Source organism: Plantibacter lichenum (assembly GCF_050587525.1).
Classification (GTDB): Bacteria; Actinomycetota; Actinomycetes; order Actinomycetales; family Microbacteriaceae; genus Plantibacter.
This window is the reverse complement of record NZ_JBOBFT010000001.1, coordinates 182,838-197,571: the sequence shown is the minus strand read 5'-3', so window position 1 is coordinate 197,571 and position 14,734 is coordinate 182,838. Positions and strand designations below refer to the sequence as shown.

General features: G+C 68.7%; 15 protein-coding genes. 8 read left to right on the top strand and 7 right to left on the bottom strand.

Annotated elements, in window-relative coordinates; genetic code table 11:
* Nucleotides 1-13 precede the first annotated feature (13 nt).
* The 3 genes from ACQ3HB_RS00915 to ACQ3HB_RS00905 are packed head-to-tail and all read left to right on the top strand — an operon-like array spanning nucleotide 14 to nucleotide 3,189.
* Nucleotides 14-1,315, top strand: a complete 1,302-nt coding sequence (locus ACQ3HB_RS00915; protein ID WP_430916892.1) for a type 2 periplasmic-binding domain-containing protein — start codon at nucleotides 14-16, stop codon at nucleotides 1,313-1,315.
* Nucleotides 1,316-1,321: 6 nt separating this feature from the next.
* Nucleotides 1,322-2,518 (top strand): ABC transporter ATP-binding protein, encoded by a 1,197-nt coding sequence (locus ACQ3HB_RS00910; RefSeq protein WP_430916890.1) that lies wholly within the window; start codon nucleotides 1,322-1,324, stop codon nucleotides 2,516-2,518.
* Complete coding sequence (locus ACQ3HB_RS00905; protein ID WP_430916889.1) at nucleotides 2,515-3,189, top strand: HAD family hydrolase; 675 nt, start codon at nucleotides 2,515-2,517, stop codon at nucleotides 3,187-3,189. The genes ACQ3HB_RS00910 and ACQ3HB_RS00905 overlap by 4 nt, the downstream gene beginning before the upstream one ends.
* A 395-nt stretch (nucleotides 3,190-3,584) precedes the next feature.
* On the opposite strand, the gene ACQ3HB_RS00900 is transcribed toward ACQ3HB_RS00905, so the two are convergent.
* Complete coding sequence (locus ACQ3HB_RS00900) at nucleotides 3,585-3,800, bottom strand: hypothetical protein (protein ID WP_430916887.1); 216 nt, start codon at nucleotides 3,798-3,800, stop codon at nucleotides 3,585-3,587.
* A gap of 282 nt (nucleotides 3,801-4,082) precedes the next feature.
* Between ACQ3HB_RS00900 and ACQ3HB_RS00895 the strand changes: the two genes are divergently transcribed.
* Nucleotides 4,083-4,607, top strand: coding sequence for a hypothetical protein (locus ACQ3HB_RS00895; protein ID WP_430916886.1), 525 nt, complete (start codon nucleotides 4,083-4,085; stop codon nucleotides 4,605-4,607).
* Between the two features lie 9 nt (nucleotides 4,608-4,616).
* Here the strand turns inward: ACQ3HB_RS00895 and ACQ3HB_RS00890 are convergent, their stop codons facing one another.
* Both ACQ3HB_RS00890 and ACQ3HB_RS00885 read right to left on the bottom strand, forming a co-directional pair.
* A complete protein-coding gene (locus tag ACQ3HB_RS00890; RefSeq protein WP_430916885.1) occupies nucleotides 4,617-4,871 on the bottom strand; it encodes a hypothetical protein in 255 nt (84 codons plus the stop codon).
* A 126-nt stretch (nucleotides 4,872-4,997) separates the two neighbouring features.
* Entirely contained in the window at nucleotides 4,998-6,293 is a 1,296-nt protein-coding gene (locus ACQ3HB_RS00885; RefSeq protein WP_430916883.1) for a hypothetical protein, read from the bottom strand.
* 211 nt (nucleotides 6,294-6,504) lie between these two features.
* Between ACQ3HB_RS00885 and ACQ3HB_RS00880 the strand changes: the two genes are divergently transcribed.
* Together ACQ3HB_RS00880 and ACQ3HB_RS00875 are read left to right on the top strand one after the other, a co-directional pair.
* Nucleotides 6,505-7,869, top strand: coding sequence for an MFS transporter (locus ACQ3HB_RS00880; protein WP_430916881.1), 1,365 nt, complete (start codon nucleotides 6,505-6,507; stop codon nucleotides 7,867-7,869).
* Nucleotides 7,870-8,087: 218 nt separating this feature from the next.
* Nucleotides 8,088-8,483, top strand: coding sequence for a DUF5684 domain-containing protein (locus ACQ3HB_RS00875; RefSeq protein WP_430916880.1), 396 nt, complete (start codon nucleotides 8,088-8,090; stop codon nucleotides 8,481-8,483).
* 246 nt (nucleotides 8,484-8,729) lie between these two features.
* Here the strand turns inward: ACQ3HB_RS00875 and ACQ3HB_RS00870 are convergent, their stop codons facing one another.
* Nucleotides 8,730-9,170 carry a MarR family winged helix-turn-helix transcriptional regulator gene (locus tag ACQ3HB_RS00870; RefSeq protein ID WP_430916878.1) on the bottom strand — a complete coding sequence of 147 codons (441 nt, stop codon included), beginning with the start codon at nucleotides 9,168-9,170 and terminating at the stop codon, nucleotides 8,730-8,732.
* A 37-nt stretch (nucleotides 9,171-9,207) separates the two neighbouring features.
* On the opposite strand from ACQ3HB_RS00870, the gene ACQ3HB_RS00865 reads away from it, so the two are divergent.
* Both ACQ3HB_RS00865 and ACQ3HB_RS00860 read left to right on the top strand, forming a co-directional pair.
* Nucleotides 9,208-9,465 carry a hypothetical protein gene (locus ACQ3HB_RS00865; protein ID WP_430916876.1) on the top strand — a complete coding sequence of 86 codons (258 nt, stop codon included), beginning with the start codon at nucleotides 9,208-9,210 and terminating at the stop codon, nucleotides 9,463-9,465.
* Between the two features lie 57 nt (nucleotides 9,466-9,522).
* Entirely contained in the window at nucleotides 9,523-9,930 is a 408-nt protein-coding gene (locus tag ACQ3HB_RS00860) for an MmcQ/YjbR family DNA-binding protein (RefSeq protein ID WP_430916874.1), read from the top strand.
* A gap of 187 nt (nucleotides 9,931-10,117) precedes the next feature.
* Here the strand turns inward: ACQ3HB_RS00860 and ACQ3HB_RS00855 are convergent, their stop codons facing one another.
* The 3 genes from ACQ3HB_RS00855 to ACQ3HB_RS00845 form a co-directional block, all read right to left on the bottom strand.
* The gene (locus ACQ3HB_RS00855; protein ID WP_430916873.1) at nucleotides 10,118-11,494 is read right to left on the bottom strand and encodes an acyl-CoA dehydrogenase family protein; all 1,377 of its coding nucleotides are present in this window, start codon (nucleotides 11,492-11,494) and stop codon (nucleotides 10,118-10,120) included.
* A 113-nt stretch (nucleotides 11,495-11,607) separates the two neighbouring features.
* On the bottom strand, nucleotides 11,608-13,050 hold the full coding sequence (locus ACQ3HB_RS00850; RefSeq protein ID WP_430916872.1) for an acyl-CoA dehydrogenase family protein: 1,443 nt from the start codon (nucleotides 13,048-13,050) through the stop codon (nucleotides 11,608-11,610).
* Complete coding sequence (locus ACQ3HB_RS00845; RefSeq protein WP_430916870.1) at nucleotides 13,047-14,498, bottom strand: LLM class flavin-dependent oxidoreductase; 1,452 nt, start codon at nucleotides 14,496-14,498, stop codon at nucleotides 13,047-13,049. Before ACQ3HB_RS00845 ends, ACQ3HB_RS00850 begins: the two co-directional genes overlap by 4 nt.
* Between the last annotated feature and the right edge of the window lie 236 nt (nucleotides 14,499-14,734).

Genomic DNA, 14,734 nt, shown 5'->3' with positions numbered 1-14,734 from the left:
AAGGAGTACCCCCATGCCCAGAACCCGCCTCGTGGCAGCGCTCGGCGCCCTCGCCGTCGGAGCCATCGCCCTCACCGGCTGCGCCACGCCCGCCGCATCGACCCCCAACGCCTCCGTTGCGACGGCCGCCGCGATCGACAGCTGCAACCCGAAGGACGTCACCCTCGACGTCACCTTCGGCAAGCAGGCGAGCGAAGCGATGACGATCGCCGTCGCGAACCTCCAGAAGGAGTACCCGGGCGTCACTGTGAACGCCGAACCGCAGGCGACCACGAGCTACGACGACCTCACCAAGACGATCGTCGCCGACATCGCCGTGGGCAAGCGACCCGACCTCATCATGACGGGCCTCGGCCAGCTGCGGTTCTGGGTGGACACGTACCACCCGTCGCCCATCGACACCGCGGCGCTCCCCGCGACGTACCAGAAGCAGTTCCTCGACGCCGGCACGGTCGACAAGACGGTCTACCTCGCCCCCGGCCAGATCTCGGCGCCGGTTCTCCTGGTGAACCAGACGGCCCTCGACGCCGCCGGTGCAGGAAAGGCCAAGGACATCCGCACCTTCGCCGATCTGGAGAAGGCAGCCGAGAAGGTCTCGAAGCAGACCGGCGCCCCGTCGGTCTCCATCCCCGCCCAGGGCCTGCCCGACTGGTTCAGCCAGGCGTTCGTGCAGGGCTCCGGCGGCACGTTCGTGAAGGCGGATGGCACTGCCGGATTCGGCGGGAAGGACGGCGTGAAGGCGCTCTCCATCTGGTCCGATCTGAAGGCCAAGAACCTCGAACTCGGCGTCGGCGACCAGGACGCCATGGCGCAGTTCATCGGCGGCAAGGCGGCGTTCCTCGTCTACACGACCTCCGTGATCGCGACCGTCCAGAAGGGCATCGGCACGAGCTTCGACTGGACCCCGGTCGACCTCCCGAGCGTCAACGGCAAGGGCGGCGCGCTGCCCGCCGGCGGCAACGGCTGGATCGTCCTGAGCGAGGACAGCTGCCGTGCGGCCTTCGCGAACGCACTCGTCGGCAAGCTCCTCTCTCCCGAGGCCGTCGCGGGCGCATCGGGTACCTCGTTCAGCTACATCCCGGTCGACACCGATGCGGGCAAGGCGCTCCTCAAGAGCGATGCGGCGACCCCGCAGCTGACCTACGCGTGGAGCTACGACAAGAAGCTCACCCCGTGGGGCGGCTTCGCCGGCAAGTCGGTCACGCAGGTAAACGACGCGATCCGCACGATGGCGCAGCAGATGCAGTCCGGTCAGGACACGGCGACGTCCGTGAAGCAGGCCGTCACGAGCATCGACGCGATCGTCGGGAAGTAGGACGACATGGCGAGCGTCGAACTGGCCGGCATCAGCAAGGCCTTCGGAGGGATCCAGGCTCTCGACGGGATCGACCTGACGATCGGCGATGGCGAGAACGTTGCCATCCTCGGTCCGTCCGGTTCCGGGAAGTCCACCCTCCTCCGCATCATCGCGGGACTCGAGGACCAGGACGCGGGCACGGTGTCCTTCGGCGGTGTGCCGCAGGAGGGCGTGGCTCCGCACGAGCGGGATGCGGCGATCGTGTTCCAGCACTTCGCCCTCTACCCCCACCTGACCGCACTCGAGAACATCACCCTCGGGCTGCGGCACGGGCTGAAGCTCGGCAAGCGCGAAGCGGACGAGCGGGCCCATGACATCGCGAGTCGGATGCAGGTCGAGCCGTTGCTCGGCCGCAAGCCGAAGGAGATGTCCGGCGGGCAGCGGCAGCGGATCGCTCTGGCCAGGGCGCTCGCCCGTCGCAGCGGGATCGTCCTACTGGACGAGCCGCTGTCCGGTCTCGACGCGCAGCTCCACGCGGTCCTGCGCCTCGAGATCGCCTCGTTGCTCCGTTCGGTCGGCGCCACAGGCATCAACGTGACGCACGATCAGCTCGACGCGATGGCGATGGCGGACCGTATCGCCGTCATCAACCACGGCAGGCTGGAGCAGGTCGGCACGCCCGACGAGCTCTACGCGGCGCCGGCGAGCCTCTTCGTCGCGTCGTTCATCGGCTCACCTCCGATGAACCTGCTGCCGTCCGTCTCGGGGATCTCCGCCTTCGGGATGCTGCGGCCGGGGGCGGTCGTTGAACCGATCACGCTCGGCGTCAGGCCGGAGCACCTCGCGCTCCGCCCGCTGCCCGGGGCGTGGACGGTGTCCGGCGTCGTCGGGCTCGTGGAGCCGACCGGCAAGGACCGCGTCGTGCAGCTCGTGACCGATGACGGGACGCCCGTCGCGTTCCGGGCTGAGCTGTCGGAGCGGCCCGTCGTGGGGGAGCGGCTGACCGTCGGCTGCGACCCGGCCGACGTCCACGTGTACGCGACCACCTCGGGTGCACGGATCAGTGATGCGCGTGGGCTCGGGCTCGAGGTGCTGGCCGGCGCGGGCGGTGGCGGTGAGGCCGGTGGTGTCGGTGGTGCTGCCGATGCCGCCCCCACCGACGTGGCCGCAACGTCCCGTCCGTCCGTCGCCCGTCCGCTCGCCGACGGCGTTCCCGCGTGACGGCCGTCGACGCCGTTGTGCTCTCCCCGGTGCTGTCCGGGGAGAGCACGATGGTGCTCTTCGACTGGAACGGGACCGTCGTGATCGACGACGAGCGGGCTCGCGCATCGCTCAACGCCGCGCTCGTCCGCCGCGGGCTGGCATCGGTGGATCGGGAGTCGTTCGCCACGGTCTTCCGGCTGCCGATGGCGGAGATGTTCACCGATCTCGGTGTGCAGGCGGGGGAACTCAATGCGGCGGAAGCCGAGTGGAACGAGGCGATGGCGTCCGAGGATGCCGTCCTCCGCGACGGCGCCCTCGACACGTTGCAGGTTCTGCACGGGGCGGGTGTCTGGTTGGGCGTCGTGTCCGCGGCCGCCGCTCCTGCCGTGGACCACGACCGGCTGTCGCTCGCGGTGCCGGAGGTGTGGCGGCTGGTCGAGTCGTCCGTGTCGGACAAGGTCCGGGTGCTCGCGGCCAACCGCGGTGAGCGGGAGCGTGCCGTCTACGTCGGCGATACGGCGTACGACATGCGGTCGGCCGTTGCGGCCGGGTATCTCGCGGTGGGTGTGACGGGAGGGTACGGCTCCGCTGAGGCGCTCCTCGCCGCCGGCGCGCAGCATCTCATCGCGGATCTCGCGGACCTCGTGCCGCTCGTCCTCGGTCCGGTGTCTCATCCAGCCAGCCCCTGAGTGGCCCCCATCACGCATAACTCCTTCGATTCGAGGTGCCGCTGCGGCGACTCTCCCGTATTTCTGCGGAATCGCGATCGGCCGATGTTGAAATCGAAGGAGTTGTGCTCGCACTTCGACAGGCTCAGTGACAGTGACCAGTGACCAGTGACCAGTGACCAGTGACCGGTGACCGGTGACCGGTGACCGGTGACCGGTGACCGGTGACCGGTGACCGGTGACCGGTGACCAGTGACCAGTGACCGGTGGCTAGTGACTGTGACCTGTGATGACCGGTGATTGGGCTCCGCGACCGCGACCGGACCGGTCCCTGAGCCTGTCGAAGGGCGGACTCGTCCGAGCTGAAACGCAGAACGGCCCCGACGCGCATGCGTCGGGGCCGTTCGTGGTTGCGCTTAAGCGCGGCGGGAGGTCCTCCCGGCCGGACGGCGTGGTGCCGTCGCGGTCGCGGTACGGCCGGTGGCCGGTTCGCTCGTGCGGAGACCGAAGCGGTAGGTCAGTTTGTCGGTCGTGTGCTGACGGGTCACGCGGGTGCTCGTCTGCGTCGACGTCGACGTCGTGCTGGCCGGGTCGGTCATGAATGGTGCTGATGAAGTGAATGAAGTGGACATGATGGTGCTCGTTTCAGATGGATCGGATCGTGGATGAGCCGAGTCGTTGCAACGCCCAGGAGTAGGGGCGTGGAGCATGACTGCGAACGGTGCCCGTGGGGAAGGGGCGGAACGTTCGGTCCTGGTGCTGCACGCTGAGAGCGGCTGCGACTTCGGGACTCAGAGAAGAACTTACCCCACCGCCCTGTGAGCCTGCTGAGTGCGACCGTTCTCCTCCGTAGAGTGGACGACGGTGCGCCTCTCGACGGGGTGTGAGCGCGCGGAATCGGATGAGGGGATCGTATGGAACTGATCGGGGTGGGCGTCACGATGACGCTGACGGATGAAGGCGTCGAATGCGTCTCAACGTCGTTCTCGGGCAAAGTAACACTGGGTACGACTCATCGCTTGGTGCCGTACAGCGACGTCATCGCACTTCGGTTCCGCGAACGAACCGTCCTCGCAGAGGGGAACCTCGGCCTGCGCACGGAACGGGGTCGCACACAGGTGGTGTTCCGACCGAAAGCGCATCAGGAAGCTGCGCGGTTCTTCGTGGAGTTGTGCCTCCGTTGTCCGCAGGTCGTTGACTCGTCGATGTCCGGTCCGGTTCAGAACGAGCGTCTCGAACGCATGCGTGAGCGCACGGTCGAGTCTCAGGCGAAATATGAAGCGCTCGTGGCCAAACAGGCAGCGGCCGCCGCCGAGCGGAAGGCCCAGGAACGTCTCTCCGTGTCCGATCAGCTCTTGCAGCTCGCGGTCCTCCGCGGAGCAGGCATGCTGACGGAGGAGGAGTTCGACGAAGCGCTCTTGGCCATCCTTCCGAACTGAGCGACGCCCTCACGCGCGGAGGCGCTGCGCCTTCGGGGTGGGGTCCACGAAGATGCGGAGCAGGGTGATGGCGCCGATCACCGCGGCGACGGCGATCCCCGCGATGAGGAGTGCACGGATGACGCCGTCCTCGGTCGCTGCGATGAGCGCGATCGTCTCGGGATCCAGGGGTGTGTTCGGGACGGTGCCGAGGAGTGCGACGGTGGCCACGAATGCGCCCACCACCGCGAAGGCGATTGCTGCGGAGCGGATGATCGTGCGCACGGGGTCCTGTTCGGGTCGGGCCGTCGTCGATCTCGGATCGGGTCGATCGGTGCGGCTTCGGCACCTAACATACCAGGATGTTGCATCTACAACAAGTGTTGTGCTGTTGGTGTCTTCCGTGGACGATCAGTCCGCGAACGGGGCCGTGCGCGGCCCGGCGTCGTACCTGGCGAGCGCATCGGCGTCCTGGGCGATGCGCGACGCCCGGCGCACGATGTCGAGAGCCTCGACGGGGTCGTCCGCAGCGGTCGCCGTCGCGAGTTCCAACTGACGGGTCGCCTCCGCGAGACGCGTGCGCGCATCGGCGCCGACGCGTGAGCGGTTGGCCGTGATGTAGTCGGCCGCGACGTCGAGGTGGCTGCGCGCTGCGAACATCGCCCCGGCGAGCGCGTCACTCGCGTTCGCGAGGCGTTGCTGGGCGCTGCGTGCCGTCGCGAGCGCGGCATCCAGTTCGGCTCCGGTGGCCCGCAGGCGGCTGAGATCGGCGATCGGGTCGGGGAGCGGGGATCCTGGAGCGGCGAGTGTGCGCTCCTCCGATTCGGCGAGGATGCGTCCCGTCCGCTCGATGGCGCGGGCGATGACATCGACCGTTTCCGGCCGACTCGCGCCGTCGCGCAGGGTCGCCGCGCTCGCGAGATCGCGCCGGGTGGCATCGCGCAACGGCCCGAGTTCCGCTTCGGCGGCGGTGATCCCGCCGAGTGAGCGGTCGACGGCGTCGAGGCGCGTCGTCGCGAGCTGCAGGGCTCGGGAGGCGCGGTCGAGAGGGTCCGCAGCAGGCAGGTTCCCGGCGATGCGGTCGGTCGCGCGTTGCAGTTCGGCGGCGGCGGTGTCCGCGGCCTCCTTCGCCTGGCGCCGCACGTCGGAGGCGTCGGCGAGGGCCGATGCGGCGATGCGCGAGGCGAGGCTCGCGAGCGAGAGACCGGTGGCGGTCAGGCGTTCGCCGGCGGCGTCGAGCCTGGCGCGCAGCTCGTCGACGCGATCGGGAGCAGATCGTTCGACGCTCCGCCGATCGCTGAACGCCCGCACCTGTTCGGCGAGCGTCCGCTCCACATCGGTGCAGATCTGCGTGATCCGCTCATTCCACTGGCGGCGCTGCGCATCGGTGTCCGGGATCTCATCCTCGAGCGCCTGCCGCAGTTGGAAGGCCTCGCGGATCGACGATCTGGCCGATGCGACGGCCGCCGCATACGCGCGCGACGCCTCCCGGCCGAACTCGGCCTCGGCGAATCCGACCTCGTCCTCCGCCTCACGGATGAGGTCGTCGGTGCGGACGAGGGCGATGCCGGCGCGGCGGTGCAGATCGTCGATCGACGCCGTGGGGGTGCGCGGCGACTTCCGCCGGAAGAACGAGGCGACGAGCCACACGACGAGGGCGGCCCCGCCGAACACGACGAGTGAGGGCAGCCACCAGAGGCCGTTCATCGGACGCGGCCCGTCGAGCGAGGGAACGGGGCAGACGGGCCGGAGGGGGTCGGCTGGGTGAACGCTTCGATCCCCGCCCTCGCGGCGTTCGGAACTCCGACACCGTCCCCGCGTCGGGACGGTCCTCCACAGCGCAGGGCAGCCATGCGCTCCAGTGTACGAAGTCCGGAAGGCGCCCACCTGGGAGCCGGCCGGGCGTACCCTGAAGCACATGACCCGTCAGCAACGCCTCGTCCTCGTGATCGCCATCCTCGCGTCGTTCGTGGCCTTCCTCGACGGGTCCGTCGTCAACGTCGCGCTCCCCGCCATGACGAAGGAGCTCGGCGGCGGACTCGCCGTGCAGCAGTGGGTCGTGGACGCGTACCTCATCACCCTCGGCGCGCTCATCCTCCTGGCGGGCTCACTGTCCGACGCGTTCGGCCGCATCCGCATCCTCCGCATCGGGCTCATCGGGTTCGGGATCACGTCGATCCTCTGCGCCGTCGCGCCCACCGCGGAAGTCCTCATCATCGCCAGGCTCCTGCAGGGCGGGACGGCGGCGCTCCTCGTCCCCAGCTCGCTCGCGATCATCATCTCCTGCTTCAGCGGGGTCGCTCAGTCGAAGGCGATCGGCACCTGGACGGCCTGGACGGGCACTGCGATGATCGCCGGCCCGCTCCTCGGCGGCGTCCTCGTCGACACGTTGTCCTGGCGGCTCATCTTCGGCATCAACGTCATCCCGATTGCCATCACGATCTGGCTGATGAGCCGGCTGGACGCGGTGCCGGAACCGGAGAACCGGCCGAAGATCGACGTCCTCGGGGCCGTTCTCGGGGCGGTCGGCCTCGGTGGGCCGGTCTTCGCGCTCATCGAGCAGGAACGGTACGGGTGGGGGAGTCCGGTCGTGCTCGTGCCCCTCATCGTCGGCGCACTGTCCTTCGCCGCGTTCCTCTGGTGGGAGGGCCATCACAAGCAGCCGATGCTGCCGCTCTCGCTCTTCCGCGTCCGGAACTTCGGCTTCGGCAACATCGCCACGGCGTTCATCTACGGCGCCCTCTCGCTCGGCTTCTTCGCCATCGCCGTGTTCGTGCAGCAGACCGCCGGGTTCTCAGCGACCGCGGCAGGCATCGCGACCCTCCCGCCGACCCTCGTGATGCTCGCGCTGTCGTCCTGGTTCGGGAAACTCGCGGGGGTGCACGGGCCGCGCCTGTTCATGACGTTCGGGCCCATCGTCGCCGGCGTCGGCTTCCTCCTGATGTCCACGGCGAAGGCGGACGTGAACTATTGGACGCAACTGCTGCCTGGCATCGTGCTCGTCGGTGTCGGCCTGGCGGCGACGGTCGCTCCGCTCACGAGCGGGATCCTCGGATCGATCGACCCCTCGCAGGCGGGGATTGGCTCGGCTGCGAACAACGCGGTGTCGCGGGTCGCCGGGCTCGTGTCGATCGCGTTCGTCGGCGTGATCACGGGCGGCGCGCTCGATGTGGGCGGGTTCGGGAGGGTCGTGACGACGACGGCCGTGCTGATGTTCGTGGGCGGCGTGATCTCGTTCATCGGCATCCGCAACCCAAAGGCGGCGCCGGCGCCCGTCGCGTGAGCCTCGACCACTGACCTCGACCTTCGACCGGCTCAGGGACCGGTCTCCCTCCCTGTCACTGAGCTCGTCGAAGTGCCCTGTCTTCTGCCCCACCCTCCGACCGGCTCAGGGACCGATCGTTCCGGTCACTGAGCTCGTCGAAGTGCCTCCACCCGCACCCACCACCTGTTCAATAGACTCGCGCTGTGCCCGCCGATCCCGGGTCGAATTGGAGCAGCATGTCCACGTTGTCCGCTTTCGCGACCGACATCACGTCCGACACCTCGATCACCCAGCTGCAGAACGTGGGTGGCTTCGGCGGGTTCGTGTTCTACGTCATCACCGTCATCGCCCTGTGGAGCGTCTTCTCCAAGGCGGGCCGTCCGGGGATCCTCGCGATCATCCCGATCGTCAACCTGTTCATCCTCATCCGCATCGCGGGCCGGACCGGTTGGTTGATCCTGCTCTACATCATCCCGATCGTGAACATCATCGTCGCGATCGTCATCGCGTTCGACATCGGCCGCAAGTTCGGCAAGGGCGGCGTGTTCTCGTTCTTCCTGCTGTTCCTGATCCCGTTCATCGGCTACTTCATCATCGGGTTCGGTTCGGCTCGCTACAACGAGCGCGCTTGACCCGCGGCCCCGCCGCCCTCCCATCACGCATAACTCCTTCGATTCGACAACGGCGGTCGGGCGGAACCCCGGAATTCCGGGGAACTGCTGATCGGGAGTGTCGAAATCGAAGGAGTTGTGCTCGACACTTCGACAGGCTCAGTGACCGGGTGTGGGGCTCAGCGACCGGTTGAAAGGCTCAGTGACCGGGTGTGGGGCTCAGTGACCGGGGCCGGCCGGGTAGAGCAGGGGTGGGGCGAGGCCGTCTCAGTCGGTGGCGGCGGCGATGACGGAGTGCAGCATCTCGCGCATGCGGGCGAGCTCCTCGGCGGACATCCCGAGCTCGGACATGACGCGCGGCGGGATCTCCTCCGCCTGCTCCCGGAGCGCGGCGCCCTCCGCGGTGAGGGTGATCTCGAGGAGCCGCTCGTCGACCGTGCTGCGCACACGACGCACCAGCCCCGACGCCTCGAGTCGCTTGAGGAGCGGGGAGAGCGTCGCCGGTTCGAGCTGGAGCGCCTCGCCGAGCCCCTTCACGGATCGGGGGCTCTCCTCCCAGAGCGCGAGCATCACGAGGTACTGGGGATGCGTGAGGCCGAGGGGTTCGAGGATGGGCCGATACAGCGCGATCACACTGCGCGAGGCGACGGCGAGGGCGAAGCACACCTGGTTCTCGAGCTTCAGGAGATCGATGTCTGTGGTCGTCATGGTTCCATCGTACCCAAATGCTTAGTACACTAACTATATGAGTGAGCGCAAAACGTTCCGACAGGCCGTCCGCGAAGCGGGTGGCTTCTACAACTGGGCCAACGCCAAGATGCTGCCGTACATCGGTCCGCCGCCGCTCGGTCCATACGGCGAGGAGCCGTTGCCGCCGACGTCCGGATCCAACTGCCCCCTGTGCGGGCACCTCATGTCCGAGCACGAGATCGACCGCACCGGTCCGCGCACGCAGCTGCACTGCCCGGTCGAGACCCCGGCCCCGGCTCCCGACGCCGCCTGACCGGAGCGAGCGAACGGGTGATGGCGCGGGCCGCGTGGCCGGAGTAGTTTCGTCCGCATGGAACATCCGATCGTGCACGCGCCGGGCGATCCGTTCGTCGAACGGGTCCGCGCGATGGCCGTGCGCTACCCGGAGGCCACCGAGGTCTTCTCCCACGGCCGTCCCGTGTTCAAGGCGGGTGCGTCCGGCAAGGTCTTCGTCCGCATCGGCTCGATGATGGAGATCCCGCACAGCATCACGTTCACGCCGGACCCGCTCGAGCGACAGACGTGGCTGAACGATCCGCGGGTGTGGTCACCGCCCTACGACGGGCCGTCCGGGAAGCTCGCGTTCGACGCCGGTGTGGGCGACGAGGACGTCGACGCCGCGGACTGGACGCTCATCGCCGAGCTGATCGACACCTCGTTCCGACAGGTCGCGCTCCGTCGCCAGCTCCGTGCACTCGAATCGCTCGACCTGCCCTGACCTGCTGGTCTGACGAGGCGCCCTGGCAGCCTGTCGATCTGCGCCCTCGAGCTGTACCCGTCCGGCCGACGACACCGCCGACGACGCAGCCGACGACGCAGCCCGCGACCCGTGGCCCGATGCTGCTCCAGAAGGACTGGCGCAGCGACGAACGACGAATCGCGGGCTGGACGAGGTCTGCGGACGACTACGTGGCCGAGGGGACCGCCGTACCGATCTGCCAGATGTAGGGCGGCGGTGTGCCGTTGATCGACCAGTCGCCGATGATCCGCGCCTTGTAGATGACGGGGTTGTGCGATGCGACGACACGCGCGTTCCGCCAGTGCCGGTCGAGGTCCTTCGAACGGCTCACGGCCGACGCGCCGAGCGTGTTGAACAGGACGGTCGCGGCACGGGGCACGAGCTCGGAGAGCAGCACCTGCGCCTGGGCCGAACGGATCTCCGCTTCGATGTTCACCGCGAGGTCTGCGGCCGAGTCGCGCTCGACCGAGGGGTCCACCGCGAGCGCGGCCGCGGCATCGACCGCGGTCGCCACACCGAGGACGGTCTGCTTCGCGACGAACGCGATGGACGAGATCTCACCGACGACTGCCTGGATCTGACCGTCGTCCTTCGCGAGCGGTGCGAGGCCGTGGCTGTACACGCGCGTGCGTTCGCGGATCTGCTGGCCCGCATCGCGTTCGACGGCAGCCGCGATGCCCGCGAGCACGGATACGAGCGTCAACTGGTAGAGCGCCGTCTGGTAGCGGAACCGGTCGTCGAAGGCGCGCAGCTCGACGCGCTCGACCTCGGCGTTGTCGAAGATGAGCGTCCCGGTGCCCGTCAGCTGCTGGCCGAAGCCGTCCCAGTCGTCGAGGATGGTCACGCCGGGCTGGTCGGCCCTGACGAGGACGGTCGCGTCCACGGGCGGGAGGCCGTCGATCTCGGCGCGTGCCGTGGCATCGATCCAGTCGCCGTAGATGCTGCCGGTCGTATAGAACTTGCGGCCGGCGATGACGAGGCGTTCCGGGTCGATGGCGCCGACCGCGGTCGTCGCGTTGGACACCACGGTGCCGGAGACGCCGATCGCGCCGGCGCCGATCTCGCTCCACGCGTTGCCGACGAGCTCGCCGTCGACGAAGCGCCGCAGCCACCGGTCGCGCGACTCACTCGTCGGGGCGACGAGTTGGTCCTCGACGAACGCGATGTGCCCACGGAAGATCTGCGGAAGGTTCGCATCGGCCGCCGCGAGCTCGATGAGGAGCTCGGCGAGCTGCACGATGCTCAAGCCTGCGCCGCCGAGTTCCGCGGGGACGCGCAGCGAGCCGAAGCCGGCGGAGGCGAGTGCACGGACCTCGTCGCGGGGGAGGCGGTGCTCCTGTTCGCGTTCGACGGCCGTCGCGGCGATGTCCGCGAAGACCGGGAGGAGACGCTCGCGTGCTGCGGTGAAGGCGTCGGCGGGCCCGGTCGCTGAGCCTCCTGATCCGGCCGCTGAGCCTCCTGATCCTGCCGCTAAGCCTCCTGATCCGGTCGCTGAGCTTGTCGAAGTGCGCCCTTCGACAGGCTCAGGGACCGGGGTGGTCACTGAGTTCACTGTTCCGGTCGCTGAGCTTGTCGAAGTGTTGGCGTGGTGCCCTTCGACAGGCTCAGGGACCGAGGCCGTCGTCGTACTGGTGTCCGTCATCGTCTCGCCCAGGCTCACGTGTAGAGGGAGATCGGCTGGAATTCGCCGTTCAGGTGGTGGGCGCCGACCTCGAGCTTCTTGAAGTCGACCGGGTCGTGGAGGGAGTGCGTGCGCACGTTCCGCCAGTACAGGTCGAGGCCGACGCTCGCCTTCGCGGAGCTGGAACCGGTCACCTCGAAGATGCGGTTGGAGACGTCGATGCCGAGCTCGTTGGACACGACCTTGAGCTTGGCGATCTCGATGGCGAGCGCCCCGCGGTCCTCAGCGGTCACGGCCGCCCCCTTGGCGACGACGGCGTCGAAGCGAGCGCCGACGCGGTCGGCGAGTGCTTCGACGGCGGCGATGTTCGCGACGAACTCGCCGACGACGCGCTGCACGAACGGGTCGTCGCGGTAGGTCTCCGCCGAGCTCAGGAACCAGGCGTTCTTGCGGGCGCGGACGAGTTCCGTTCCCTGCGCGAGCGCACCCTCTGCGATGCCGAGGTACAGGTTGCCGAAGGCGAGCTGGATGCCGGGGGTGATCAGCGTGGAGAACGGTTCGTCTCCGCCGACGCCGAGGACGTCTGCCTCCTCGACGCGTACGTCCTCGAATCGCACCGATCCGCTCGCCGACAGGCGCTGGCCGAGTGCATCCCAGTCGCCCAGGTAGGTGACGCCGGCGCGGTCGTGGTCGAGTGCGAAGAAGAGGAAGCGACCGTCGAGGTCGCCGCCCTTCACCACGGCGTTGACGAGGACGATGTCGCCCGCCGATGCGCCCGTCGAGAAGCGCTTGAGGCCGTTGAGACGGTAGCCGCCGTCCTCGGGGACGAGCTCGAGGTTGGGGTCGGTCGGGTTGACCGAGTCGCCCCAGATCCACCGGCCGTCGATCGTCTTCCGGTACCAGTCCGCCTGCTTGGCCGGGTCGGTCGCGAAGCCGATGTTGCCCGAGTTGATGTAGTGGTAGGCGAGGACCTGGGCGACCGATGCGTCGGCGCGCGACAGGATGCGGATCGCGCGGAACGCACTCTCCCAGTGTCCGCCTCCGCCGCCGAACTCGGCCGGGTCGAGGAGGTTCACGAGGCCCGCGTCGCGGAGGAGGTCGAGTTCAGCGGTCGGGTCGAGGTTGGCGCGGTCGCGTTCGAGCGCGTCGACGGCGAGCTTCGCGGCGACCTCGGTCGCGACGGCGTCCCAGTGCGCGAGCTCGGCGGCATCGGCCTGGCCGGTCCAGTACGAGCGGGCGGACCCGGTCCCGGTCACTGATCCGGTCCCGGTCACTGAGCCTGTCGAAGTGCGCCCTTCGACCCCTTCGACCCCTTCGACCCCTTCGACAAGCTCAGGGACCGGGGCTCCGCCCTCAGGGACCGGGGCTCCGCCCTCAGGGACCGGGGCTCCGCCCTCAGGGACCGGGGCTCCGCCCTCAGGGACCGGGGCTCCGCCCTCAGGGACCGGAATGGCAGTGGTGGTGTCAGTCGTGCTCATGATGCTCCTTCGATGGCGTAGGCGGTCGCCTCGCCGAACAGGGACGGTGCGGTGTCGTCGGCTGCGCTCGGCTTGCCGATGTACGCGCCGCGGTACTCGTGGGCGGGGTGCCATTCGGGGATGACGGGGGAGCCGGTGCCGTTGAGGCGCCCGCGGAGGGTGCCTTCCGGGTACTCGTCCCACACGCGGCCGCGGCGGCGCAGCTCGGGGACGAGGAGGTCGACGACGTCTTCGAACGTGCCGGGCGTGACGACGTAGGCGAGGTTGAAGCCGTCGATGCCGCCGACCTCCACCCAGCGTTCCAGCTCGTCCGCAACGGTCGTCGGGCTGCCGATGATGACCGGACCGATGCCGCCGATGCCGACGTACGCGGCGATGTCGCGCGGCGTCCACTCCCGGTCGGGGTCGGCGAGGGTGAAGATCGAGAGGGCGGACCGCGCAGCATCGGTGTCGATGTACTTGAGCGGCGCGTCCGGATCGAACTGCGAGAGGTCGAGGCCGGACCAGCCGCCGTACAGGGCGAGGGCTCCGTCGAGGCTCACGTACTGGCGGTAGTCGTCGTACTTGGCCTGCGCCGCCTCATCGGTCTCGGCGACGATGACGGTCGCGAGGGTGAGGATCTTGACGCTCTCGCGCGGGCGTCCGATCTGCTCGGCGCGGTCGCGGATGTCGTCGGTCACGCGGCGGGTGAGTTCCGGCTGGAGACCGTTGATGAACACCGCTTCGCCGTGCTTCGCGGCGAACTCGCGTCCGCGGGGCGATGCGCCGGCCTGGAAGATGACGGGGGTGCGCTGCGGGCTCGGCTCGGAGAGGTGGATGCCGGGCACCTGGAAGTGGACGCCGTCGTGGTTGATGGGGTGCACCTTGGTGGGATCCGTGTAGACGCCGTTCTCACGGTCGATGATGACCGCGTCGTCCTCCCACGATCCCTCCCACAGCTTGTAGGTGACGTCGAGGAACTCTTCGCCGATGCCGTACCGGTCGTCGTGCGCGATCTGCGTGCCGAGGCCGAGGTTCTTCGCCGCGGAGTCCAGGTAGGAGGTGACGACGTTCCAGCCGACGCGGCCGTTCGAGAAGTGGTCGAGGGTCGAGAAACGACGGGCGAGCGCATAGGGCAGCTCATAGGTCGAGGCGACGGTGATGCCGAAGCCGAGGTGCTCGGTCGCCTTCGCCATCGCGGACACCTGGACGATCGGGTCGCCGACGGGGATCTGCGCCGAGTCGGTCAGCGCGGTCGCGGCCGAGTGGCGGTACACGTCGTAGATACCGACGACATCGGCGATGAAGAGCGCGTCGAAGGTGCCGCGTTCGAGGAGCTTGGCGAGATCGATCCAGTAGTCGATGTCGTTGTACCGGTGCGCCTGCGTGTCCGGGTGGCGCCACAGGCCGGGTGCCTGGTGGGTCACGCAGCTCATGTCGAAGGCGTTCAGGATGATGCGTTGGGTCACAGGGAAAACCGCCTGGATGGTGGGGATGGTCGTTCGGGCGAGCCGGGGGAGACGCCAGACGACGACCGAGAGGGCCGTCGTGCCCACGAAGCTAGCACCGAGGTTCGCGCACGCGCGCGAAGCCTGCAACGTAACGACATGTTGGCGTCCACCATGTCGTTTCATGACGCGGGGAGTAGGCGTCGGGCCCGCCGTGGCCGTACATTCCGAGGACCCCCAACACCGCAGCACAGCAG